The 24277-nt window shown below is 70.2% G+C and carries 22 protein-coding genes; 19 read left to right on the top strand and 3 right to left on the bottom strand.

Features of this window, described 5'->3' with window-relative positions:
• Positions 1 to 239: 239 nt before the first annotated feature.
• Together STRVI_RS44740 and STRVI_RS44735 are read left to right on the top strand one after the other, a co-directional pair.
• A complete protein-coding gene (locus STRVI_RS44740; RefSeq protein ID WP_014043656.1) occupies positions 240 to 1589 on the top strand; it encodes a helix-turn-helix domain-containing protein in 1350 nt (449 codons plus the stop codon).
• 391 nt (positions 1590 to 1980) lie between these two features.
• Positions 1981 to 3006, top strand: coding sequence for a protein-L-isoaspartate O-methyltransferase family protein (locus STRVI_RS44735; RefSeq protein ID WP_043242345.1), 1026 nt, complete (start codon positions 1981 to 1983; stop codon positions 3004 to 3006).
• A gap of 134 nt (positions 3007 to 3140) precedes the next feature.
• On the opposite strand, the gene STRVI_RS44730 is transcribed toward STRVI_RS44735, so the two are convergent.
• Entirely contained in the window at positions 3141 to 3656 is a 516-nt protein-coding gene (locus STRVI_RS44730; RefSeq protein ID WP_150112980.1) for a hypothetical protein, read from the bottom strand.
• Positions 3657 to 3922: 266 nt separating this feature from the next.
• On the opposite strand from STRVI_RS44730, the gene STRVI_RS44725 reads away from it, so the two are divergent.
• Positions 3923 to 4375 carry a hypothetical protein gene (locus STRVI_RS44725; protein ID WP_043242344.1) on the top strand — a complete coding sequence of 151 codons (453 nt, stop codon included), beginning with the start codon at positions 3923 to 3925 and terminating at the stop codon, positions 4373 to 4375.
• Positions 4376 to 4581: 206 nt separating this feature from the next.
• On the opposite strand, the gene STRVI_RS53260 is transcribed toward STRVI_RS44725, so the two are convergent.
• The gene (locus STRVI_RS53260; protein ID WP_167543322.1) at positions 4582 to 4728 is read right to left on the bottom strand and encodes a hypothetical protein; all 147 of its coding nucleotides are present in this window, start codon (positions 4726 to 4728) and stop codon (positions 4582 to 4584) included.
• A 310-nt stretch (positions 4729 to 5038) separates the two neighbouring features.
• Here STRVI_RS53260 and STRVI_RS44720 point away from each other — a divergent pair, with 310 nt between their 5' ends.
• The 16 genes from STRVI_RS44720 to STRVI_RS55850 all read left to right on the top strand — a co-directional run bounded on the left by STRVI_RS44720 (position 5039) and on the right by STRVI_RS55850 (position 20803).
• A complete protein-coding gene (locus tag STRVI_RS44720; protein ID WP_014043652.1) occupies positions 5039 to 5503 on the top strand; it encodes a hypothetical protein in 465 nt (154 codons plus the stop codon).
• Positions 5500 to 7671, top strand: coding sequence for a hypothetical protein (locus STRVI_RS44715; protein WP_014043651.1), 2172 nt, complete (start codon positions 5500 to 5502; stop codon positions 7669 to 7671). The genes STRVI_RS44720 and STRVI_RS44715 overlap by 4 nt, the downstream gene beginning before the upstream one ends.
• 15 nt (positions 7672 to 7686) lie before the next feature.
• The gene (locus tag STRVI_RS44710) at positions 7687 to 8613 is read left to right on the top strand and encodes a replication-relaxation family protein (RefSeq protein WP_014043650.1); all 927 of its coding nucleotides are present in this window, start codon (positions 7687 to 7689) and stop codon (positions 8611 to 8613) included.
• Positions 8614 to 8640: 27 nt separating this feature from the next.
• On the top strand, positions 8641 to 9018 hold the full coding sequence (locus tag STRVI_RS44705; RefSeq protein ID WP_014043649.1) for a hypothetical protein: 378 nt from the start codon (positions 8641 to 8643) through the stop codon (positions 9016 to 9018).
• A 201-nt stretch (positions 9019 to 9219) separates the two neighbouring features.
• Entirely contained in the window at positions 9220 to 9816 is a 597-nt protein-coding gene (locus tag STRVI_RS44700) for a hypothetical protein (RefSeq protein WP_014043648.1), read from the top strand.
• Positions 9810 to 10778: a hypothetical protein gene (locus STRVI_RS55440; RefSeq protein ID WP_014043647.1), complete on the top strand. Its 969-nt coding sequence runs from the start codon at positions 9810 to 9812 to the stop codon at positions 10776 to 10778. Before STRVI_RS44700 ends, STRVI_RS55440 begins: the two co-directional genes overlap by 7 nt.
• 37 nt (positions 10779 to 10815) lie before the next feature.
• Positions 10816 to 11502, top strand: a complete 687-nt coding sequence (locus tag STRVI_RS44690) for an SAF domain-containing protein (RefSeq protein ID WP_014043646.1) — start codon at positions 10816 to 10818, stop codon at positions 11500 to 11502.
• Position 11503: 1 nt separating this feature from the next.
• Entirely contained in the window at positions 11504 to 12379 is an 876-nt protein-coding gene (locus STRVI_RS44685) for a hypothetical protein (RefSeq protein ID WP_014043645.1), read from the top strand.
• Positions 12372 to 13925: a CpaF family protein gene (locus STRVI_RS44680; RefSeq protein ID WP_014043644.1), complete on the top strand. Its 1554-nt coding sequence runs from the start codon at positions 12372 to 12374 to the stop codon at positions 13923 to 13925. Before STRVI_RS44685 ends, STRVI_RS44680 begins: the two co-directional genes overlap by 8 nt.
• Positions 13922 to 14839: a type II secretion system F family protein gene (locus STRVI_RS44675; protein ID WP_014043643.1), complete on the top strand. Its 918-nt coding sequence runs from the start codon at positions 13922 to 13924 to the stop codon at positions 14837 to 14839. Before STRVI_RS44680 ends, STRVI_RS44675 begins: the two co-directional genes overlap by 4 nt.
• Complete coding sequence (locus STRVI_RS44670) at positions 14836 to 15729, top strand: type II secretion system F family protein (protein ID WP_014043642.1); 894 nt, start codon at positions 14836 to 14838, stop codon at positions 15727 to 15729. Before STRVI_RS44675 ends, STRVI_RS44670 begins: the two co-directional genes overlap by 4 nt.
• Before the next feature lie 25 nt (positions 15730 to 15754).
• Positions 15755 to 15943 carry a hypothetical protein gene (locus tag STRVI_RS44665; RefSeq protein WP_014043641.1) on the top strand — a complete coding sequence of 63 codons (189 nt, stop codon included), beginning with the start codon at positions 15755 to 15757 and terminating at the stop codon, positions 15941 to 15943.
• Between the two features lie 38 nt (positions 15944 to 15981).
• The gene (locus tag STRVI_RS44660) at positions 15982 to 16404 is read left to right on the top strand and encodes a TadE/TadG family type IV pilus assembly protein (protein WP_014043640.1); all 423 of its coding nucleotides are present in this window, start codon (positions 15982 to 15984) and stop codon (positions 16402 to 16404) included.
• Complete coding sequence (locus tag STRVI_RS44655; protein ID WP_043242343.1) at positions 16401 to 16856, top strand: TadE/TadG family type IV pilus assembly protein; 456 nt, start codon at positions 16401 to 16403, stop codon at positions 16854 to 16856. Before STRVI_RS44660 ends, STRVI_RS44655 begins: the two co-directional genes overlap by 4 nt.
• The gene (locus tag STRVI_RS44650; protein ID WP_043242341.1) at positions 16853 to 17308 is read left to right on the top strand and encodes a TadE/TadG family type IV pilus assembly protein; all 456 of its coding nucleotides are present in this window, start codon (positions 16853 to 16855) and stop codon (positions 17306 to 17308) included. Before STRVI_RS44655 ends, STRVI_RS44650 begins: the two co-directional genes overlap by 4 nt.
• 3 nt (positions 17309 to 17311) lie before the next feature.
• Positions 17312 to 20803: a LysM peptidoglycan-binding domain-containing protein gene (locus STRVI_RS55850; RefSeq protein ID WP_014043639.1), complete on the top strand. Its 3492-nt coding sequence runs from the start codon at positions 17312 to 17314 to the stop codon at positions 20801 to 20803.
• Positions 20804 to 21151: 348 nt separating this feature from the next.
• Here the strand turns inward: STRVI_RS55850 and fxsT are convergent, their stop codons facing one another.
• Complete coding sequence (fxsT, locus tag STRVI_RS44640) at positions 21152 to 23620, bottom strand: FxSxx-COOH system tetratricopeptide repeat protein (protein ID WP_106686065.1); 2469 nt, start codon at positions 23618 to 23620, stop codon at positions 21152 to 21154.
• Between the last annotated feature and the right edge of the window lie 657 nt (positions 23621 to 24277).

The following is a 24277-nucleotide window of genomic DNA, read 5'->3' as shown; positions in this document are numbered from 1 at the left end:
GGCCGCGCCGAGGAACGCTTCGGCGCGGCCCGGGAATGGTCTGCGGGATTGCCGGGGAACCCCGGCCCCGCACCGCACACCCTCGTCTCGGAACCGCACCGGCAGTAGCCCCCGCCCAGGGCCTCCAAGGGGTTGTCAAGCCCTCACCGGCCCCGGGCTGCTGCACGGACGTCTCCCCAGGGGAGTTACGACGTCGCTACGATGCGTCGCAGCTCATCCGCCTCAGCACGGGGGGAACCGTGTTCGACACCGGTGTCGGCCATCCGCTGGTCTACGCACGCCGAATGCTCGGCTGGTCCCAGGAGGGGCTGGCCGCCCGCATCCGAGCCGCTGGCATAAGGCGCGGCACTCCGGTGGCCACCACGAAGAAGACCGTCTACTGGTGGGAACGCGGCCGAAAGCCCGACGAGCTCACCCAGGCGCTGATCGCCGACGTGTTCGAGATATCCGACGAGCTCCGGGAGCAACTGCCGTGGCCGTACTGGCTTCCCAGCCCCCAGGTTCCGGAGCTGTACCGCCCGTGGACGGCCGCCGGTACCGTGGACGCACTGGGCGATGTGCTGAGGAGCGGCCGCATGGACCGTCGCGAATTCACGATTCTCTCCGGCGTCACGCTGACCACGCTCTTACACGGCTTTCTCACCGCCGAGCCCGCCATCGCCCACGCAGCGGCCGGCGGCGGACGCCGTATCAGCCCCGCCATGGTGGACCACATCGCCGACCAGATCACCGACCTCCAGCGCGCGGATGACACGCACGGCGGCGGTGATCTCGTCTTCGAGGCCGAAGGTCTCCTGTCCCTGACACACCACCTGCTCCAGACCGGCTCCTTCCCCGCAGAACGAGTGAAGCGACGGCTGTACGCGCAGGCCGCCGACCTCGGGCGCATGTGCGGCTGGATGCACTTCGACATCGGCCGGCACGCCGCCGGGCAGCGGCACTTCGTGGCAGCGCTCAAGTCCGCCAGCAGCAGCGAAGATGCCCTGCTCGCCGCGAACGTCCTGGCCTTCATGTCCATCCAGGCGTACTCCACGGGGCATCCGGACGACGCCGACGCAATGGTCCGCACCGCACAGACCGCCGTACGCGGCCGCTCCACCCCCGTGGTCGATGCGATGCTTTCCGCCCGCCAGGCCCGCGCCCTGGCCAAAGCCGGTGAGACTCGAGACTGCTACCAGGCGCTCAACCGCGCCGTCGCCCACTTGGAGCGTGGCCCCCGGGACGATGACCCTCCGTGGGCCTACTGGGTCAACCAAGCGGAGATCGACATGCTGACGGGCTCATGCATGCTCGACCTCGGCGATGCCGCGGCCGCGCAGCGGAAGTTCACGGAGGCTGATGCCTCCTACGGTCCCGAATACGTCCGCACCCACGTGCTGTACCTCACCCGCATGGCCACCGCCCAGCTCCAGCAGCGCCAAGTGGACGCCGCATGCGCGTCCACCGGCCAGGCTCTGACCCTCGCCGCCGGCGTCCACTCCGGACGCAGCAGTGACCACGTCCGCGACGCCGTCAAGCAGCTCATCCCCTACCGGGGCGAACCGGCTGTACACGACCTCCTCGACCGCGCCAAAACGGTAACCACCTGATACAGAACGGCCACTTCGTGGCGGCTTCCGGAGCGCCGGTGAGCAGCAGCCCAGAGCGGTTGGCGCCATTGGATCTAACAGGGCCAACCGGGCATGATCAGGCAGGCAACGCGTCCAGGGCGACCTGCCACGGATAGGCGTCGAGATCGCCATGCCTGGGTTTGTGGGGGGTGAAACCACCCTCCCCGAGCAGCACCGTGATCCCCGCCTCGCGCAGAACCTCAAGATGCCCAACTTCCGGACCACGGGCCCGTCGGCGAGTACACCGCCGACGGGTGGCACCGCCACACCGCCCTGTCCATCTGAACCAGCCGCTCCAGGCGGGCGCGTGCCCTTCACCCGCCCGGAGCAGTTATCGCATACGAGTGCCCTGCCCCTCAGAGGAGTGAGCGTGACTGCTGTCGCCGACGCCGCCGAGCTCGTCCCCGAGCGCCACTACACCCACCACGAAGGCCGAGGCGCCACCCCGCACCGCTCCAACCCGGCCGTGATCCACCGCGAGCTGACCACACTCGACGTCCACCCGGGCATGAACGTCCTTGAAGCCGGCACCGGCTCCGGCTACTCCGGCGCCCTCCTCGCTCAGCTCGTCGGGCCCACCGGACAGGTGACCAGCCTCGACGTCAACGACTACCTCGTACGGTGGGCCAACCTCATCCACCACGAACGCGGCATCCGCACCGTGCACTGCCACACCGCCGACGCCACCGTCGGCGACTTCCCCCAACGCGCCCCCTATGACCGGATGGTCGCCTGGTGCACCCCGCCGCTGCTGCCCCGATCATGGGTCGACCAGATCGCCGAGGGCGGGCTGATCGTCGCCCCGCTGCCGATCGCCGCCGTGCCCCACAACACCGTGGTCGCCACCATCCGCGTCCGCAGCGGCGAACCGGTCGTGGAGGCCGTGGCCACCGGCGGATACATCGAGACCACCACCTGGCCCAAGACCGACCTCGATCTACCCGGCCGCTGGGTGGACTGGGAAAACCGGGTCCCCGCACCCTCCTGGATCTCCATCGCCTGGCGCGACCTGGACGACCGCCTCCACACCGGCGCCCGCACCGCCCTCCGGCAGCTCCTCAAGGACGCACACACCGAGCCGTACGACGGGCCCGACATCAACTGGCACTCCTGGCGAACCTACGCCGCCTGTCTCGCCGACCCTCAGCTGACCCAAGCCGGACTCCGCCCCGAGCAGCGGGCGCTCGGTCACACCACCGCCACCACGGCCGCCGTCATCCAGCAAGACGGCACGATCCTCGCCGACCACCCCGACTCACCCTCCCTGACCACCCTGCGCGGCTGGCTCACCGCCTGGGAAAACGCCGGACGCCCCGCCCCCGACACCTACACACCAAACCTGACCCAACACGACGAACCAGGACTAACAGGCTGGAAACTTCGTCTCGAACGCTAAAATGCATACACCGGCCCCCGGCCGCCGCCCTTTCCCCCGTTGGGCCGGCGGCCGGGGCCGATCGCACGAGGCACGGGACAACTGATGACGCGTTCCTGAAAATCCCCTCGCGCGTTAGATAAGTGGCATTGACCCTAGCGGGAGAGGTTCTCGTACGCCTTCACGGCGACCTGCTTGGTCTCGGGGCAGGTGCCGCTGAACCACACCTCTCCCTGTCCGAAAGAGGTGGGCCAGTCGGCAAAGCAGGAGGTGGCGATCGTGTCGTACTGACGGCCAATCATCCCGTCAGGAATTCCGTCCATCGGCCCCATCTGCACCCCTGAGACGTGACTCTGTTCCTGTGAGTAGCCGATGGAGAGACGGGTTCTGTCGTCCTCGCTTCTCCAGAAGCACTTCCACCGGGCACCATTCTTCGTGCTGTCCTTGGAGAATTCGGCGCCCGCGTACACCGGCTCAGCACGCATCCCGAGGCTGGTCACGTAGTCGACGGAGACCGCCTTGCACGGATCTGCCAGCGAGTCGCCCGAAGTGCCCTCCTGAATCGCCTGTTTCAGTTCGCCGAAGTCGCGCACCCCGAAGAACGCGAGGATAGCGATCACGCCCGTGATCACGCCGATCCACGCCCCTGTCCTGTTCAGCCCGCTATCCACGATTCCCCCGCTGTGATGTCCCCCAAGCCGTCATCCGACCGCGTGTGCGTCGGCACGGCCTTCTTCACCGCCCACGGTAGTCAGTGCGCCGCTCACGTCGCAGTCTTTGCGAGCGGGCGGGGAGGAGCGTTGTGGTCCTGGCCCGCTCCGGGAAAGGCCGATCGCTCTTGAGGCAGCAAGCCCACAACACCCCCGCCCCGCCCTGCCCCCTTGCGGGCCGGGCCTGTGAGGCCACCAGAACGCCCCTCAGCGGACCTGGCTGGGGGATGGGGCGTTCAATCGACCCAAGCTGTTCACCTCAGGAGGCACACATCACCCGCGAACTGACTCTGATCTGCCAAGAGTGCAGCCGCCCGATCTCCGACGACGTCGGCTACCTGTGGGCCCACACCGCCAAGATGAATGCGGTGCAGCGAACCGAACGCGCATGGCAGGAGCGGCACGCCGACGCCGACGGGTCTTTGTCGTTCGACCTCGCCGGCCTCTTGGAAAACCCAGATCTGGAAAAGGTCAGTTGGCAGGCCCATCACCGGGACCGCGACCCAGCGCGTGAGGCGAGCCACTACCGCATTGCCGCCGACAAGCTCCGCACCCGGGCCGACCTCCTTGAGTGGACCGCCCACCCCATGGAGAAAGCCTGGCTGCGCAGCACCGACTGGCGCGACGTGCTGCGGGAAGCCCGCTCGGGTGGCAAGCGGCTCGCTGCCACCGCGCTCTGAGGGCTGCCGTACCGCTGTCTCACACGTTCTCGCCCCATTCTCGGCGGGGGCGGCTTGTGTTCGGTGCTCAGCGCCTCGGCTTGGCCGGTGCCGCGCCGGCGACCCGGCGGGCGCGGCGCCCGGTACTGCTGGCATCTCCCGGCCCGAGCCGCTGAAATGCCGGATCCCGGGGTGTCGACCCGATGCGTCTGGTATGTCAGCGCAGGTCACGGCGGGTCGCGTTGTGCCTCCGATACACAGCCCAGCACCCGCGAGCCGGACGGCCGGTAGACGGTGACGGTGACGGCGACAACGACCTGGGATGTCGACTGGGCCGGGGCCGGGCAGACCGGCCCGATCATCACCACTCGCACGGCAGCGACCAGCGTGGAGATCCGAGAAGTACAAGTACTCAACTGACCGGTGGTCGATGGGCCGCCGGATCGGCCACAGCGCTCCGTGCGATCGGCCATGGTCGATCCGATCGGCTGGCGTGTGATTGCCGCGCCCCGTCATTCCACGGGCGCAGGGCCTCGTCAGCAAAGGGACAGTAAATTTCGGTGGGCGGTGTCTGAACCGGGCGGGTGGTCGGACTTGGTCGGGGTGAAGGGAATTTCCCCTCACTGACCAGGAGGCCGCCGTGAACCGCACACCCGCACCCCACACGATCGCCAGGACACCAGCGTGAGCGGCGATCTCCCGGGCGGGGAACTGCTTCTCATCGCGCACTGGATCACCAGGTCCGCTCCGTACCTTGCCGCCCTGGTCGTCGTCGCCGGTACGGTCGCCGCCTGGGTGGCCGTGCAGCGGGGCCGGCGCGTAACGAAGGCCCTCACCGGCCGCGTCCTCGTGGAAGTCGTCCCCACCAGCACCTTCGATCCAGGAGAGGGCGAGGTCGGCCGCTGGGCACGGCAGGTGGGCCGGGTGCGCTACGCGTCCGTTGGCACTCCCGCCCGCGGTGCCGCTGCCCGGCTGCGCTACAGCACTGTCGATGGCGCGATGCGCTGCTACCTCGAGGGGCCGGCCGAGGCCGCCGCCGTGCTGGCCATGCCGGGCTTCGCCGAAGTAGAGGTCCGTGCCGCCCGCGCCGAGCGGTCCATTCAGCCGGTGCGCTTCGACCTTCCTACCCAGCATGGAGGTGAGCAGTGACCGCACCCGTCGAACTTGCCAAGCGCATTCCCGACCGTCCTTCCCTGCCCCGGTACATCGAGCGCGCCGAGCTGGTCCTCGCCATGCCCGACCAGAAGCCCCTCGCCTTCCTGGGCTTGACCCCGGATCCCCTGCAGCAGTTGGCGGCCGCGCTCGCCACGGTCCGCACCGAGGCGGGAGAGCAGGCCGACGTCGTCCTGGATCTGGTGCCGGTCAGCGAGCGGCAGCTCGCCCGACGACGACGTCGGTTGCTGGCCGCCACGCGTCGGCGTGGCCCGTCCGCGTACGGGGAGAAGCTCACCGGCGGCCCGGGCGGAGGCGGACTCGCGGCTTCCTTCAAGGCTGCCTGGAGCGGCGGCGGGGCATCCGGCGGCTCCCGGCCGGATCGGCTGCCGCGGATGACCGATCTCCGCGACGGCGTGGGGAAATTCGGGCCTGGGGCCGGCGCGGTCTTCGCGGTGCAGATTCTGCTGCGTACCGCGGCCGCGCACCCGCAGACCGCGCTCGCCCGTATGCACCAGCTGCTGGCCGTGTTCGCCACCACGAGCGGCGAGAACTACCTGAAGCCCCATCGGCCGCGTACCCGCCAGGCCACGGCCTCCTTCGACCGCCGCTTCGCCAGTGGTGAGTTCGCCCCGCGCGGCCGGCAGTGGATGACTGTCCCCGAGCTCGCTGGCTTCCTCAAGCCCCCGACGGCACGGTGCAGCGCCTCCAACGTCGTCCGTTCCGGCGGCCTGGTCCCGCCCGCGCCGGCGAACCTGCCCGTCTACACCGGGCAGCGCGACTTGGTGCCGCTGGGCGCAGTGACGTACCCCGACGGGCGTGAGCGGATCGGCGCGGCTCGTGTGGAGGATCTGCTGTTCGGTCTGCAGCTGGGCAAGTCGGGCCACGGCAAGACGGAGGCGGCGCTCGTCCAGGCGATCGCGCTGGCCCATTGCGGGTATGGCGTCTGGTTCCTGGACCCGCATGGCGAAGCGTGGGCGCGGGCGAAGCCGTACTTGGCTCACCCGCACATCGCCGGCCGGTTGTGTGAGATCAACCTGGCCAAGTGCGAGCTCGATCAGCTGGTGGTGTCCTGGAATCCGCTGTCGATGGAGGGCCGCACCGCACGCGACGTCCAGGACGTGGTGCGGTCAGTGACGGAAGGCATCGCGGCGGCCCAGAGCTGGGGCGATCACGCGCCCCGGGCGCGGACGATCCTGGCCCGCGCCGCGCAGGCGCTCGCGTTGCTGTCGCTCCGTGCCGTCCAGGACGGTCGGCCCGATCTGCAGCCCACGATTTTCCAGCTGCGGACATGGCTAACGGACGAGGACTGGCGCGAGGCACTCCTGCCGCTGTTGCCGCCTCGAGTGCAGACGTACTGGCGCAACACCTTCCCCACGCTCCCCAAGGACGCGGTGGCCACCGTCACCTACGTGATGGACCGTCTGGATACCTCCCAGTCGCTGCAGGCGTTCTTCGGCTCCCCCCGCTCCAGCTACGACGTGCGGACCGCGATGGACACCGGCCAGGTCGTGTTCGTGTGCCCCTCCGGTTCCGAATCCGACGCGCTGGTGTCCTGCCTCCTCATCCACGATTTGCACCGGGCCGGCCTGTCCCGCCAGGACACCCCTCGCGAGCAGCGCCGCACGTTCTGGGCGTGGGGAGATGAGCTCACCGCTCTGGACTCCTCGAGCAAGGGCTTCCTCGCCGCGATCGCCGAGCAACTGCGCAAATACGAGGTGCGCTTCATCGGCATGACGCAGATGGTCTTGAGGCTCTCGCCGGGCACCAGGCAGTCCCTGCTGCAGAACCAGTCCCTCCTCAGCACCTGCGCCGCGGACTTCGACGAAGCCGCGTTCGTCGCCCGCCGCTGGAATGGCCACGTCACTCCCGAGACCATCACCGAGCTCCCGAAGTACCACTACGTGATGTCGATCAATCTGGAAGGAAAGCCGACCAGGCCCTTCCGGGTGCGCGGACTGCCCGTCGAGGAGATTTTCGCGCACTACAACAACCCGGCTGGTGTCCCGGAGCTGGACGCGGCAATCGACACCAACCTGCGGCGCCGGCCCGCCGGGGAGATTGTCGCGGACCTCGAAGTCCTGGACGCCGAGATCCGCGCCCACTTCGCCGGCCGTGGTCCGGGCCCGGCGGCCACCGGCGACCCCACCACTCTCATCGACTAGCACCGGAGCCCCGAGATGCCGTACCCGCATTCCGCGCCGCTGGGCGCGGGCCCGATCGGGCAGCAGGCCATGACGGTCCTGTACCAGCACCGCCTGGTCTCCACCCTCCAGATGCACCGCCTCCTCACACCGCACCACACCCGCGCCGAATACGTGCGCCGTCAGCTCCACCAGCTTCGCGAGTCTGGCCTGGTCGGCGTCGTGGGGCGTCGGGTCCACGGGCAGACGGATCTGCTGTGGTGGCTTACCGAGAAAGGAGCCACTGCTGTTGAGGCCGTGGGTCTGCTTCCGCAGCGCCCGTACCGGATGAGCGCCGAAGCTGCCGCCGGTCCGCTGCAGGAGCACACCCTTGCCACCGTCTCCACCGGCCTGGCCTTTGTGGAGTGGGCCCGGCGTCTGGGTCACGAATGCGGCGCGCTCGACTGGTCTCCGGAGATCGCGCACTACTACCGGGACGAGAACCGGCCCGGTGAGGACCTTTCTCTGATCCCCGACGCGGTCTTGAACTACGTCCACACCGAGGGCAGGCAGCGCACGCTGCTGACGTTCTTCGTCGAGGTCGACCGCTGCCAGATGACCATCGCCCGGCTCGCCCAGAAGGTCCATGCCTACGCCCGCTACCACCAGTACGCCCCCCAGCCCGCCGCTCGCGCCGCCCGCCGCGCCTCCAGGACACCGGCCTGGCGCAGCCGCTACCCAGCTTTCCCCCGTGTGCTCCTGGTGCTGACCGGTGCCTCGGCCTCCCGCCTGGAGCGGCGCATCGCGGACCTGCGCAGCCTCGCGGCCGCCGATCCCATCCTGGCCACCACAACGGTCCGCGCCGGCGTCACTACCCTCGACCAGCTGCACGACCAGGGCCCGTTCGCGCCCATCGTCACTCCCGTACTCGGCCCGGCCGAGCACACCGACGCCTGGCTACGCCTCAGCACCGCAGCGGCCTGACCCGCCCCTCGCCCCGAAGGAGTCCGAATGAGCCGCCTCTTCGCCAAGCGCACCAGGCCCGTGCCCGCCCCGGACAGGGTGGAGCATGCGTGCGCCGATCTGGACGCCATGCCCTTGCCGTTCTCCCCGCTGATCACCGAACTGCTTGCCGTGAACGTCCACACCCGGCGGCTCATCTGGCTCGCCCAGCAAGAGATGTGCCAGGAGGAGTTCCGCCTGGCGGCCCACGCGGTCATCAAGCACCTCCTCGAGGCGTGGGCCCATCAGACCGGCGGCCGTGGCTCTGTGGAGGATCTTCTGATGGACCTGCCCGCTCCCCGCGTCACGGGAGCCCCCGGAACTCCAGGCCCGCTGGAGCACGGCTATAGGACTGGCGCGGGAGGCTCGTCCTGGAACGGGTTGTAGTCGCAGTATGAAAACCAGCCCCATAGACACCACTTGTTCCGTTTTCGACATTCCATCGTCGGCGGAGCGTGACCAAATGGAATAGACAAAGGGTGGGATGAAGACGGCACAGTTTGTAGTGTTCCAATTGCAATCAGCCATCTGGGGGGCTCGGGGTGGCGATCTGAAGCCGATGTCCACTCGGCTGTTCGGGGAGGCTCTGTGACATCCGCACCACTGACCAACCACCCAGCCAAGCGCCCGCCGGTACACCGGTACGCCGCGGCGGCCGTAGCCGCGGCCGCGCTGCTGGCCCTCTCCGCTTGCAGCAGCGACAGCAAGGACACGGACGACAACGCGTCTGCTACCACCGCCCCGGCCTCGCCGACAGCGGACCGGTCCGAGCAGCAGGCCCGTGGAGCGGTGCTCGCCGCCTGGCGGGGGATGCGCGCGGAGCAGAAGAGTGCCTATGCCGTTGGTCAGGCGTCCAAGACCGATCTGAAGAAGTTCGCCAGCGACAAGGCGCTGGCGAAGATTGAGGGCGAGCTGTTCCAGTACCGCCAGGCCGGCGTCGTCTTCAAGGGCAAGGCCGCCAGCTCGGTCAAGGTCACGGCGATCAATCTGGAGCAGTCCCCGCACAAGGCCACGCTCAAGGAGTGCTTTGACACCACCCATTGGAAGGCGGTGCTCAAAGACTCGGGCAAGGACGTGACCACCAAGAACCAAGTCCGCCGCTACACCGTGACCGGCACCGCCCGGACGATCGGGAAGCAGTGGACGGTCGTGGACTTCGATGTGGACAAGGGGCGGCCATGTTGAGGCGCTCCGCGATCGCGGCGGTCCTGTCCGCGGGGGTGGTGCTGGCGTGTGCTGCTCCTGCCGTCGCGGGGGATCCCACCGTCGCTCCTCCTGAGGACTGCGGCGACCTGGCGGTGTGTGTCGGCGTCGACATCGGCGGCTCGGACAGCAAGCCGTCTTCCGGCAAGCCGGGATCTCCTGCCAAGGCCAGGGGGGCCAGTAAGGCAAAGCCGAAGTGCCGGGTGAACCGTTCCTCGGGCACCGGCCCGAATGACGTGAAGGAGAACCGGAGCGTCACCGTCCCGTGCAGTGACCCCGAGCTCGGTTCGTTCTCAGGCGGCTGCTACTACAAGGTTGCCTCCCCTCAGCCGCCTGCCGGTGACCCCGCGTGGAAGGGGCACAAGCCCGACGACGGGAAGGTCTACCAGGTCACCTGCCCCATGGGCACGCCCGGCCTGGACGCGGTGGGTCTGCAGTGGATGGCCGAGCCGCCCGGTGCCGCAGCGGTCAGCCCCGCCCAGCTCGCCCAGCAGGCGGTCGACAAGATGACGCTGCGCGGTCCGCGGATCGGCATTGCCCCCAAGCCGGGCGGCAAGGGGGTGGTCGGCATGCCCGTATGGATGTGGGCCGGCAAGTCCACCGAGACCTACGGCCCGAACACCGCCAGTGCGTCGGCCGGCGGCACGACGGTCACCGCGACCGCGAAGGTGTCCAAGGTCGTGTGGAAGCTCGGCGACGGCTCCACGGTCACGTGCACCACCGCGGGCACCCCCTACAAGGCGTCGTACGGCAAGAAGGCGTCACCGGACTGCGGCCACCGCTACACCCAGGCTTCCTCCACCACCGCCTCCGGCAAGTACCACATCACCGCCACCGCCACCTGGACGATCGGCTGGCAAGGCGGAGGCCAGAATGGCCAGCTCACCGAGATCCGTGACAGCGCCGTGGACATCACCATCGCCGAGGTCCAGGTCCTCAACTGACACCCCCCAGATAGACCCCGAGAGGCCCATCACCGCCATGGAACCCCCCGCAGCGCCGACGGTCCCGCGCCCGAAGAGTCCGCCCCGGCCCGAGGTGCCCATCACCACCACTCCCCCGGTCAAGCGGGAACGCCGCTGGTCGGTCGCCGCGCTCTGCGTCGTCCTGGCCGTGCTGTGCGGCCTGGGTGCGGCTGCGGCTGTCACCTCCGCCAGCGACCGTAAGCAGGTTCTGGCCGTCGCCCGGGACGTCCCCGCGGGTCAGGCGCTCACCGCTGCCGACCTGAGCGTGGCAGAGGTCTCCTCCGACGCGGCCCTCACGCCGGTCCCGGCGGCGGACAAGGCCGGCGTCATCGGCAAGCGGCCCGCCGTCGACCTGCGTAAGGGCGGCCTGCTCACCACCTCGCAACTGGCCGGCGGCACCGGGCTCGGCGACGACCAGCAGCAGGTCGGTGTCCAGATCAAGCGCGGCCAGGCCCCGGCCGGCACGCTCGCCCCCGGTGACAAGGTCCTGGCCGTGTCCACCCCCGCCCAGGGCGACGAGCAGGCCGCCAAGGACGACGGTCCGCCGTCCACGATCGAGGCCGCCGTCGTCTCGGTTTCCCGCCCCGACGCCTCCGGCACCGTCGTGGTCAATCTGGCCGTGGCCGCCACCGACGGCCCGACCCTGGCCACGCGTGCCGCGATGGGCCGCATTGCGCTGGTCCGTGAACCGCGGAGTAACTGATATGCCCGTCACCGCTCTTGTCTCCGCCAAGTCCAGCGGGGTGACCACCGCAGCGCTCGCGCTGACCCTCGCCTCCCAGCGCGCGTCGCTGCTGGCCGAGTGCGACCCCGCCGGTGGCACCATCCGGGCCGGCTTCCTGAAGAGCAGCGTCACCGCCGGGTACGGCCTCTATCACCTCGCCGCTGCCGAACGCATCGGTACCGAAGCGCTCGCCAACGCCTTCGCCAGCCATCTATGGCCGATGGACGAGGCCGGTCACCGCAAGCTGCTGCCCGGGCTGACCGACCCCACCCAGGCCGCATCGCTCAGCCGCACGTGGCCCGCGCTGTCGGAAGTGATGCACGTCCTGGCCGCCGATGCCGGCCACGACGTCTTCATCGACACCGGTCGCCTCGCCTTCGAGTCCGGTCGCCTGCACGCCGTCCTCACCCCGGCCCCGCTGGTCCAGCAGGCCGACCTTGTTTTGCTCACCGTCCGCGGCACCGAGCAGTCCCTCACCCTGGCGCGTCACGTCATCGAACCGCTGCGTACCGAACTGGATGAGCGCGGTGCCGGTGCCGATGCCCTTGGCCTCCTGCTCATCGAGGACGGCCCGTACCGTGCCCACCAGGTCGCCGAAGCCTTGAAGACCCCGGTCCTCGCGGCCCTCCCCTGGGACCCCGAGACGGCCGCCTACCTCACCGGCGGCGGCCGCCCGCCGCGCGGCTACGGACGCAGCCCCCTGCTGCGTCACGCCCGCACCGCCGCCGAGCAGCTCGAAGCCGCCTCATCGCGTCGCCGTATCCAGCAGCAGTACCCGGTCCGGCCCGCCAACCCGCAGCTCGCCGGCGTCCTGCAGCGGCTGACCGAAACAGCCCGGGGAGGGCCGCGTGGCTGACACACACCAGCACCCCGACACAGGCGGCCATCCCGCGCCGTTGGGCCGCGAAGCACTCACCAGCCTGCTGACCGGCCGTCTCGGCCAGCGCCGGCCGCCCGAGACACCGGCCCCCACCACGGCCCCGCCCGCGTCCGGCCCATCGGCGAGCCCGGCCGCGGTGCCGCGCCTGGCCGGCCTGCCCGGCGAGCTGCCGGTGGGCTGGGAAGTCATCGAAGCTCTGCAGGCCGATGTCTCCGCCGAACTCAGCAAACGCGACCCTGACCGGATCCTGGAAGAGGCCGACCGGCGCGCCCTGGCCCGCTCGCTCACCACGTCCGCGGTCGCCGACTGGGCCGCCAAGTACGCACAGGGCAATACCCCGCTGACCGCGGCCGAAGAGACGGCGATCGGAGCCGCGGTCTTCAACGCCATGTACCGCGGCGGCCGCCTCCAGGCCCTCCTGGACGAAGACGGCGTCGAAGACGTCATGGTCGACGGCACGAAGGCAGCGGTGGAGTATTTCGACCGGCCACGCCGGACCATCGACCGTGTCGCCGACTCCCACGACGAACTCATCGCCTGGGTCAACCGCATGGCCGCCCTGTCCGGCAACGGCGAGCGCGGGCTGAACCAGTCCAGCCCGATGGTGGGCTTCCGTATGCCCGACGGCTCCCGGGTCACCGCCTCGTTGCTGACCACACGCCCCTCGGTGGTCATCCGCAAGCACCGCATCCGCCAGCACGGCATCAGCGAACTCATCCAGTGGGGATCCTTGAACCCGCTGCTGGAGCGGTTCCTCATCGCGTGCGTTCACGCCCGCATGAACCTACTGGTCGTCGGCGACATGGGGGCGGGCAAGACCAGCCTGCTGCGCGCACTGGGCCGTGAAATCCCGGCCGAAGAGCGCCTGGTCACCCTCGAATCCGACCGCGAGCTCTACCTGGATGAACCCGGCGCCAAACCGGGCCCGGTCACCTTCGCTTTCGAGGCCCGTCAGTCCAACGGCGAACGCACCGGCGACAACCGGCTCGCGGGCGAGATCACCATCTCCGACATGTTCGCCACCTCCCTGCGCTACAACGCCACCCGCGTCATCGTCGGCGAGGTCCGATCGACCGAAATCGTGCCGATGCTGCAGGCCATGACCTCCGGTGGCTCCGGATCCATGTGCACCATGCACGTCCGCCGGCCGCACGCCATCATCAGCCGCCTGGTCCAGCTGTGCACCGAGGCCGGCATGGCCACCGAGGCCGCTCACCACCTCATCGCCTCCTCCATCGACGTCATCGTCTACCTCACCTACCGAGACGAGACCGCGCTCGGCGGCAGGAAACACCGGTTCGTCTCCCACATCTACGAGGTCCACGACGTCGTCGGCGAACGCGGGCGGCCAACGACCACCGAGCTCTTCGCCCCCGCCCGCGGCGAGCCGCGGGCGGTCTACCAGAACATGCCGGGCTTCATCGACGACCTCGAGCTCACCGGCCTGTTCGACCGGCGCTGGCTGACCGACAACCCGCACGGCGCCTGGGGTGCCCCCCTGCAGACGGTGAGACCGCGATGACCACACCTCAGCTCGCTTTTCTCGCGGCCTGCTGCTCTGTCCTGGCCGTCCTGGCGATCGTGACGGCCGTGCGCGAGATCCGCGGCCGCATACCGGACCCGATCAAACCACCGTCCCGGCTGGCCGCCCGTATACAGCGGGCCAAGGCAGAGCTGCCCGAGCAATGGCGGCACCGCCGGCGCTACCTGGTGACCACCGCCGGCACCGTCACCTTGCTGGTGTGGGCGTACACCGGCTGGCCCGTCCACGGCCTGTTCGCCGGCGCCGCGGTGCTGGGCCTGCCCTACGTTCTATACCCGGGCAGCGCCGCCCAGGCCCGCATCGAGCGCCTCGAAGCCCTGGGCCAGTGGCTCAACCACCTGGCCGGCGTGCACACCGCGGGCATCTCGCTGACCCAGACGATCCGTGCCTCCGCCAAGGCCGCCCCCGCCCCGATCGCAGCCAATGTCCAAGCCCTCGCCGAGCGGCTACGGGCCGGCATGGACGCACATGCGGCTTTCGCGCTGTTCGCGGACGAACTCGCCGATGGCGTCTCGGACCATGTGGTGCTGCTCTTCCAGTCCCACGCCGTCTACAAGGGCCCGGGACTGGCCGACGCCCTCGAGGCCCTGGCCATCACCATCCATCAGCAGGCCGCCGACGCACGCGACGTCGAGGCCGACCGCGCCAAAGTCCGCAAGGCATCCCGCCAGGTCTCCGTGGTCATCTGCGTCGTCGTGATCGGCTGCATGCTCAACCAGGCATGGTCCGGCTGGTACGCCTCACCCCTGGGACAGATCGTGCTGGCCGCACTCGGCGGCGCGTTCGCATGGACGCTGTCGTGGCTGCGCCGGATCGCCCGCACCAAGCCCGACCCGCGGCTCCTCGACCCGTTGCCCGCCTCGCACACCACCACGATGGGAGGGGCGCGATGATCCCGATGGAAGCCGTCCTGCCCGCGGCCGCGGCCGGTGCCCTGATCGGCCTGGCCGTACGGGCCGCCTGGCCGGCCAAGCCGGACCTCGCCAGTGTTCTGGACCGCCTGGACGCCCGTCACACCACCGCCGCGCTCCCCACAGCCGCTCCCGCGGGCCCCCGGACACTGCCCGAGCGTCTCGGCACCCGGCTGCTGGGGGAGTTCGGCGTCCGCATCAGCCTGCCGACGAAGGACCTGAGCCTGCTGCGGATCTCGCCAGCCGAGCACCTGGGCAAACGGGTGCTGTTCACGCTGTACGGGCTTCTGGCCCCGCAGCTGCTCCAGGCCCTGCTCGTGGTGGCCGGCACTCCCCTGCCGTTCACGCTGCCCGCAGTGTGCTCCCTCGCACTGGGCGTCCTGTTCTGGCTGGCTCCCGGCCGGGACGTCAAGCGCGCCGCGGCCGCAGCCCGCCTGATCGTCCGGCATGCCGCCGCCTCCTACCTCGAGCGCGTCGCTCTGGCCCGGATCGCCAACTCCGGCGCCGCCCAAGCCCTCACCCAGACCGCCGAAGTCGGCGACGGCTGGATCTTCGCGCGGATGCGCCAGGTCTTCAGCCAGGCCGAGCTGTCCGGCGTCACACCCTGGGACGCGCTCAAGCAGCTCGGCGAAGAACTCGACATCCCCGAGCTGACCCGCCCCGCTGACACGCTCGCGCTGGCCGGTGACGGCGCCGCCGTCTACGCCACCTTGCAGGCCCAGGCCCGCCAGCTGCGGATCGCACTCCTCTCGGACTCCAAAGCCGAAGCGAACGCCGCCTCAGCCTCGATGGTGCTGCCCGTCACGTTCGGCGTCATCCTCATGCTCACCTTCGTGATGATCCCGGTCACCAGCACCATCCTCTCCAGCTGACACACAGCAGAAGAAAGAAGCACTCATGGACATCCCCACCCTGACCCAGTGGATCCGCTGCCGGTTCACGCAGATGAAGACGGCCCACGACGCCGGGCAGTCCAGCACCGAACTCGCCGTCATCGCCGGCGCCCTGCTCCTCGGCGCCGGCCTGCTGGTCGTCGCCATCCGCGGCAAGCTCCTGGAGAAGATCGGCATCATCAACAGCGGATGAAAACCGGCCAGCACAGACAGAAGAGAAGGGGGAGCAGCGTGAACACGCGGAAGCCGAAGCGGACCCGGCGGAGCGCCGCTGCCGCCTGTCTGCGGGGCGATCGCGGAGCGGCCACCGTAGAGCTCGCGGTCCTGGTCCCGGTCGTGCTGGTGCTGGCACTCACCGCCATCCAGGTGGGCTTCTACTACCACGCGCGCAAGGTCGCCCAGTCGGCCGCCCGGCAGGGCGTCGAAGCGGGACGACAGCTCGGCGCGGACGAGGGCGACGCCGTCACCCAGGCCCAGCAGTTCCTGTCCAAGTACGGCAACTCCGTACGCGGCGCGCAGGTCTCCTCCACAGGCAGCAGCGGGGAGAAAGTCCGCATCACGGTCACCGGCAGCGTCGCCACGCTCGTCCCGGGCCTGGAGCTCGACCTCACACAGTCCGCCGAGGCCCCGATCGAACGGTGGACCAACCCATGACCCCCTCCCGCGCCCGCCGGCTAGGGGACGCACTGCGCCGCGATCGCGGCAGCTACGCGGTGGAGACCGCGGTCCTGGCCCCCGTCCTCATCGGCATCCTCGGCCTGATGATTGCCTTCGGCCGCATTGCCGATGCCGACGGAGCGGTGGACAGCGCGGCCCGCGCGGCCGCCCGCGCCGCCTCGCTGGAACGCGACGCCGGTACGGCCCAGGCCGAGGCACAGTCGGCGGCCACCCACAGCCTGGACGGCGACGGCGTGACCTGCCAGACGTCCAGCGTCACGGTGGATACCTCCGGCTACGCCCTCGATGTGGGCGAGGAAGCCTCCGTCACAGCGACGATCTCCTGCACCGCGAATCTCTCCGACATCGGACTGCCGGGCCTACCGGGGTCCAAGACGCTCACCGCCTCCTGGACCAGCCCCATCGACACCTACCGGGGCCGTCAATGAGCTGCCGCAGTATCGCCCAGCGCCGTCTCCACGCCGCCCTCGGCCAACACCGAGAGCGCGGCTCCATGTCGCTGTTCTTCGCGCTCGCCACGGTGGCGATCTTCATGGTCATGGGACTGCTCGTCGACGGCAGCGGCGCGCTGAACGCCGGCAACCGGGCCACCTCCCTCGCCCAGGAAGCAGCCCGCTCCGCCGGACAACAGATCGATCCCGCCCAGGCCATCGAGGGCACCGCCATCACCGTCGACCCTGACGCCGCCGCAGCGGCTGCCGAGGACTACCTCGCCGCCGCCGACGTCCAGGGAGACGTGGAGATCACCGACGACGGGCAGACCCTCACCGTGACCGTCCACGACACCTACCAGACCTCCTTCGCCTCCCTGGTGGGCAAGTCAACGATCAGCGTGAGCGGCACCGCGACAGCCCATCTGCAAACCCAGGCCGGAGACTGACACATGGCCCACCGCTCCCCCGGACCCCTGCGCGGCATCGGCGTCCTGCTGCGCGCCCTCATCGGCCTCGCCGTCCTGGCCGCACTGATCGCAGGCGTCCCGTACCTGCTGCTGATCGTCGGACACCAGCCGACCGAGCTGTCCGGCGGACTGGACATGCTCATGCGTCCCGACGACGACAGCCTCTTCCTGGTGGTGCTCACCTGCCTCGGATGGATCGGGTGGGCCGCCTTCACCCTCTCCGTCCTGGTGGAAGCAACCGCCGTGCTGCGGCGGCGCTCCGCCCCGCGTATCAAGGGACTCGGCGGCCTGCAGTCCCTCGCAGGCTTGCTGATCAGTGGGATCGTGCTGCTCGCCCCGACCGCTGCCTCGGCGGCCACGGCCCCCGCCCACGCCGCGACCGCCACGCAGACCGCCGCGGGCACCACCCCGAGCTCCACCGCCAGCACCTCACCGGCGTCCCCGGGCGGGGAGACGGACTGGCCCCGGCACACCGTCACCTCTCCACGTGAGGAACTGTGGGACCTGGCCGAGGAATACCTGGGCAGCGGGCCACGGTGGAAGGACATCGCCGCCCTGAACCCGGAGTTCCCCGAACTCGCCTCCGGTGACGCCAAGCTGCACCCCGGTATGGTCCTCAAACTTCCCGCCGACGCCCGGCAGGCCGAACCCGCCAGCAGCCCGGCACCGGACGCTACCCGGTCGACCACCACGGCCCCCGAGGAGACCCCCAGCCCCGAGACTCAGGCGCACACGGGTGAGGCCGCCCGCAGTTCCGCGGATGAGAGTGCCCACGCCGGTGCCCCGGACGACTCCGAAAACGATGCGGAGCGGCCGCCGAGTGTGACGGTCCACGACGGCGACAGCCTCTGGTCCATCGCCGGCCAGCACGGCGATCCGGCCGAATGGCCCGCCCTCTACAAGGCCAACCAAGACCAGCTCACCGACCCGGACCTGATCTACCCCGGCCAGCAACTCGACCTGCCCCAGGCACACACGCCGCGCAAGGGCCCGGCCGACCCGCCCGACACCGGGAAGACTCCGCCGCGCGGCGAGCGGAAGCAAGACGCCACTCCCCCCGACCAGGACCACCACGAGGGCCAGGACGGAGGACAGCAGGAAGCGCCCCCGGCCACCACCGCTCCAGCGCCGTCACCGAGCCATACGGCCGAGCCCTCCCCCGCCCCCAGCCGCACCCGCGATGCCACCCCCGCCCCCTCCCCCACCGCGCAGGACACCAGCCCGGACCAAGCCGAGGCTCACCAGTCGTCGGAGGAGAGCCAGCAGACTCTCGCCCCGGCTGCCGTGTGGGCCGGAGCCGGCATCCTCGCCGCCGCACTGGTCAGCACCCTGGCCACCCGTCGAGTCCTGCAGCAACGCCGCCGCCGGCCAGGCCGCCGGATCCCCATGCCGCAAGGCAGCGCCGCCTCGACCGAACAGAGCCTGCGCGCCGTGCAGCACCCGACCGGCTTCGACCTGCTGGACACCGCGCTGCGCACCCTCGCTCTCCGCCTCGCCGCCCAGAGCCGCGACCTGCCTGTCCTGACGGCAGTCGTCCTCCACGAGACCCGCATCGAGCTCCACCTCGCCGAAGAGACCGCCCCCTGCGCGCCCTTCACCACCACGGCCGACCGTCAGGACGTGTGGACCTGCACGGCCAGCAGTTCCGGCCTTGCCTCACCGGAAGACCTCCAGGCCGCCGACGCCCCGTATCCGGCGCTGGTCACGCTCGGCTGGGACCCCCAGGGCCGCCTGGTGCTGGTCGACCTGGAGCACGTCGGCGTCCTGAACCTGGCTGGCGACGAACACCTCGCCCGCCACGTCCTGCAGGCCATCGCCGTGGAGCTCGCCACCACCAGCCTGCCGGGCCATCTCGAAGTCACCGCCCTCGGCACCACCGTGCCCGGTCTGGACGCCGCCGCCCCCGAACGCGTCGCCCGCACCGACGATCTGGCCGACGCCACAGCCCACCTCGCCGCACACACGGCCGATCAGCGGCGCGCCCTGGCCGCCCTCGGAGCGCACAGCCTGGGTGATGCCCGGCTGCGCGACGATGCCGGCGGCTCGTGGACCTCGCACATCATCCTCGCCCAGGCTCTGCCCGAGGACGCCGATGAGACGGCTGTCGCGGCTCTCTTCAACGCCCTGACCATGCGCCCCCGTACAGCTGGCGCCGTCATCACCGCGGCCCCCGCCGGGACCCCGCTGCCCGCCGACACATGGACGCTGACCTGCCAGGGCCCGGACGAGACGATCGTGCTGCCCGGCTCCGGTCTCTCCGTCCATCTCCAGGGCCTGAGCGATGAGCACTTCGCCGACGCCATCGAACTGCTGACCATCGCCGGCAGCGACACCGACGTCCCAGCACCCGCCTGGACCCGCACGGCTGACAACGAAGACCTGGGCGGCATGCCCGCCGAGTACGCCGAGCTCGAGCAGGACAACCTCGACAAGGAGCCGCCGAACGAAGCCGCGACAGGCGAGAGCCCCGTACCGGCGCCCCGGGAGACCGAAAGTCAGGAGCCGGAACCGGCAGGACTCTCACTCGCCGACGTCCTGGCCGAAGACGACGACCCCGATGACGGCCGAACAGCCAAGCCCACACCGGCGCCCGACCCGGCCGGCATCCCGCGCATCATCGCCCCCCAGCCCTGCGCCACCCCAGCTCCAGCCGTCCACGCCACCATTCCCGCGCCCGAGCCCGAAGCCACCACCCCCGAACCCGGCACGGCCACCGGGCCGGCCGTGCAGCTGCTCGGCCCAATCTCCATCGAGGGCGCCACCGGCCGGGTCGACTCCAACCGCAGGCGCACCGGCACCGAACTCGCCGCCTTCCTAGCCCTCAACCCCGGCGTCGACCACCACGCCATCGACGAAGCCCTCTGGCCCGGGCAGATCGTCAACAAGACCATGCGCAACTCCGTCATCTCCCGACTGCGCTCCTGGCTCAGCACCGACGACGACGGCAAAGCCCACTTCCCCCGCGTCCAGGACACCGGCGACCACCGCTACCGCCTCGGCCCGCACGTCACCTGCGACTGGACCCAGTTCCAGCAGCACGCCCGCAAGGGACTGCACAACACCACCGAGGACGGCGACCTCGCCCTGTGCCAAGCCCTCGCCCTGGTCCGTGGCCGCCCCTTCACCGCCATCGACCCCCAGCGGTACGCCTGGGCCGAGCCCGCCATCCAGGAAATGGTCAGTGCGATCGTGGACGTCGCCTACGAGTTGTCCACCCGCCGCCGCGAAGCCAACGACGTCCCCGGCGCCCTGTGGGCCGCACGCCAGGGTCTGCTGGCCGCCGAGGAGAACGAACTGCTGCACCGCGCTCTCTTCCTCGCCCACCACGCCGCCTGCGACATCGACGCCCTACGCAAAGCCGCGGCGCATCTTGCTCGCGTCAATGAGCAGCTCGGCGGGGGGGTCGATATGGACGCCGAGACCGCCGAGCTGCTGCGGAACCTGCTGCCGCGGACCGTCGTCCGGGCACGCTGAAAATGAGGTATTCGCCGAGTGGGCCCTGCTGACGGCTGGGCTCAGCGGTTACGCCACCGTTTGAACGGTCCCTTGCGAGGGCGACGGGGAGCGGTCTGCGGTGGTACCGGCGGTCGCCGGCGGCACGGATGGTATTGGCGGCACGGGTGGCACCGGCGGAAGCGGCGGCGGGCCGGGGACAGCGGGCGGCGGCACCGGCGGCCGCGGTGGCGGAACCGCGTTCCCTCGACCGTGCCGCGGGTCGGCTCTGGCTGCGCCGGTCCCCTTATCCCCTCCACGCCCCTTCTCCCCTGAGCTGATCACGCACATCGCCCGGCCAAACCTACCGGTCGCTTACCGGCCGGTCCCTCAAGCACCGGGGGCCCACATCCCCGCCTGCCCCCGCCAGTAGACAAGGTTGCTGAGAGTTATCAGGGTGTCAGGGTGGGTGTAGCCCAGCACTTGAGCCCTGTCGGCCAGCAGCTCAGTAAGCGCAGCGACTGCCCCCTCGGCATCCCCCGTCTGCCCCCGCTTGCAGGCGAGGTTGTTGCGCGTCGTCATGGTGCCGGGGTGTTTGCGGCCCAGTACCCGAACCATGTCGGCCAGCAACTCGGTAAGCGCAGCGGCCGCACCCTCCACATCCCCCGCCTCCCCCCGCCAGTAGGCGAGGTTGTTGCGCGTCATCAGGGTCTCAGGGTGATCCGGGCCCAGCACCCGCCGTCGGTCGACCAGCAACTTGGAAAACTCAGCGACCGCACCCTCCACATCCCCCGCCTCCCCCCGCCAGGAGGCGAGGTTGTTGCGCGTCATCAGGGTCTCAGGGTGATCCGGGCCCAGCACCCGCAGCTGGGCGACCAGCAACTTGGAAAACTCAGCGACCGCACCCTCCACATCCCCCGTCTCCCCTCGCGCGCTGGCCAGGTTGTTGCGTGCCGCCATGGTGGCAGGGTGATCCGCGCCCAGCATCCGCAGCCGGTCAACCAGCACCTCAAAGAACTCAGCGACCGCCTCCTCCAGATCTCCCGCGGCCCTGCGCGCGCTGGCCAGGTTGTGGCGCACCGTCAGGGTCTCGGGGTCCTCCGGACCCAGCGCCTGAACCATGTCGTCCTGCAACTCGGCAAGCACAGCGGCCGCTGCCGCCGCATCTCCCGCCTTCCCCCGCCAGTAGGCGATGTCGTTGCGGATCGACAGGGTGGAGAAGTGATCCGCGCCCTGCCCGCGTACAGCGTCGGTTAGCAACTCATGGAACGCAGCGGCCGCCCCCGCCGCATCCCCCGTCTCCCCCTGCGCGGTTGCAAGACCGCGACGGGCGAGCAGGGTGTCAAGGTGGTCAGGACCCATGTGGTGGGTGGTGGTATCAGTGAGGCGCTGGAAGTAGTTGCGGGCGGCGATGGCCTGCCCCGCTGCGCTGAGACTCCGTCCGGCGCGGTAAAGCACCCTATGGGGGGCAGGCTGATACAACTCGTGCTCGGCGCAGATGGTGAGCGCTGTGGTGTTGTCTCGGAGGCTCTGGGCGAAAGTGGTATCGCGTTCGGGGTCGGGCCAGGCGGCGAGTAGGGCGTCGGCCGCGGTGCGCGCGAGGTCGTAGTGCCGGTCGTCGGTGAGGCTGTCGCGGGTGGCGCGCTGGATGAGTTTGTGGACGCGGACGGCTTGGTGCGGGGTGCCGGGAGTGTGTTGCAGAAGGCTGAGGCGGTGCAGCGCCCGCAATGCACCGACTGCTTCGTTGGCGGTGACCTGTGCCGGAGAGCGCCGTGTGAGCCGCTGCCGCAGCAGGGGCTGCTCGGGTGCGGCGGTAGTGCGAGTGCGGTGGCTGCCGAGGTGGGCCAAGGCTGGCGGGCTGGTGAGAACGACGTCAGGAACACCGCTGGGGTCCAGCATGGAGGCGAGCTCGAGCATGGGGCGGGCCAGACCAGCCGGGCGCAGTGCGTCGGCGCGGTCCAGGGACAGCGACCAGGCGGCGTGCAGGGGCAGAGGCTGGTCGTCGGGGAGGCGGTCGGGGGTGGCGTCGGCGAGTGTGGCCGTACGGTCGGCCAGTAGTTCGCGGTAGTCGGAGGTGCTGATGCCGGCGTCGATGAGGTAGGCGGCGGCTTGTGACAAGGCCAGCGGCAGGCATCCCAGGTCAGCAGCCAGCGCGACCAGGTTGGGGTCAGGCTCCGTACGCGTGTGGGCCGCCAGGGAGGCGGTCAAGTAGGCCAGGGCTTCGGCCTGGGTGAACAGCCCGACTTCGATCATGCGGCGGTCTGTGCCGGCCACCGCGGCATCGCAGCGGCGTGTGGTGACCAGCAATCGCCCAGTCGGGCTGGACGGCGGCCACAGGCCGCGCACATCGTCAGGGTCTGCGAGATCGTCCAACACCACGAGCCAGCGGCACGGCCGGGGCCCTGCCTTCGGGGCCAGCCAGGCCAGGAAGGTACAGGCGGCCTGTTCAGGGTCGGCAGGGTCGGCCCGGCACAGCTCCACCCCGGCCTGGGCATAGCCCGAGATCACCGCAGAGCGAGTACTGGCGTTGATCCACACCAGGACATCAAGGCCGTCTTTCTGCCAGGCACTGCGGGCGTAGGCGGCGGCAAGCTGGGTCTTACCCACCCCGCCCATACCGGTCAGCACCCCGCCTCGAGTGCTGGAGACATCACTGGGCTGGTGCGTAGCGGCGATACCGTGCCCGATCATCGCCCGCAGCAGCTCGGCCTCGCCTCGGTGCTGGAAGGACCGGGCCTGGGGCGGCACAGTGCCTACCTGATGCGGCCATGCGGCCGGCTCCCGCGGGCCGCTCACCACACTGAAGTTCTCTACCTGCAGTGCGCCGACGTGGCCACTGACGGCCAGCCCACCCTCCATGGCGGTCGCGTCCCCGGTCCCCGACAACCACACCCCAGACCCCGGGCTACCGATGCCCGACGCATCCCTGGAGGAGGTTTGCGCATCGCCAGTCGCCGCATTCCCTGGGTCATCCTGGCCGCTAAGGGCAGTTTCGCTCTTCTTGCCCCGCCTTCGCATGTCCGGTGCCCCCTGCTCCCGTGTCCGTCCCCGCCACCTTGGTATCACCGGGCCCTCAGATCTCCTCGATGCCGCTGATCGCGCTGCTGCCCTGCCCGGTGGCGGTGGCATTCCCGCTGTCCCGCACCGTGGCCGGGGCGTCCCTTCTGCGCCGTCTGATCCCGGACACTGCCCGCCCTCCGCTCTCCGTTCGGGCTCGCCCTGTACGGATCGCCACCGCCGGCGCGCTGCCGGGCGCGGGCTGGAAGAGCGCCCACACCAGCGCGGCGATGCCAACAGCCCCTTGGATACAGGCCCCGGCCATCTGTCCCGCATCGGGTCCGTCCAACAGCCACACCACAGGTGTGGAGGCGACTCCCACCACGGCTAACGCCACCACCGTGATTCTCCAGCTCCGTGACATTTCCATCCTCTCCGACCCGACTTGCACCATGGATGACGGCTTGTCTATCGCATAGTCGTGTAGGGCGCTCGACCGGGACTGAGCAGCCATCGCAC

The sequence above is a fragment of the Streptomyces violaceusniger Tu 4113 genome, assembly GCF_000147815.2.
Taxonomy (GTDB): domain Bacteria; phylum Actinomycetota; class Actinomycetes; order Streptomycetales; family Streptomycetaceae; genus Streptomyces; species Streptomyces violaceusniger_A.
Note: the sequence above shows the minus strand (reverse complement) of the source record. Positions and strands in the feature narration are given on the sequence as shown.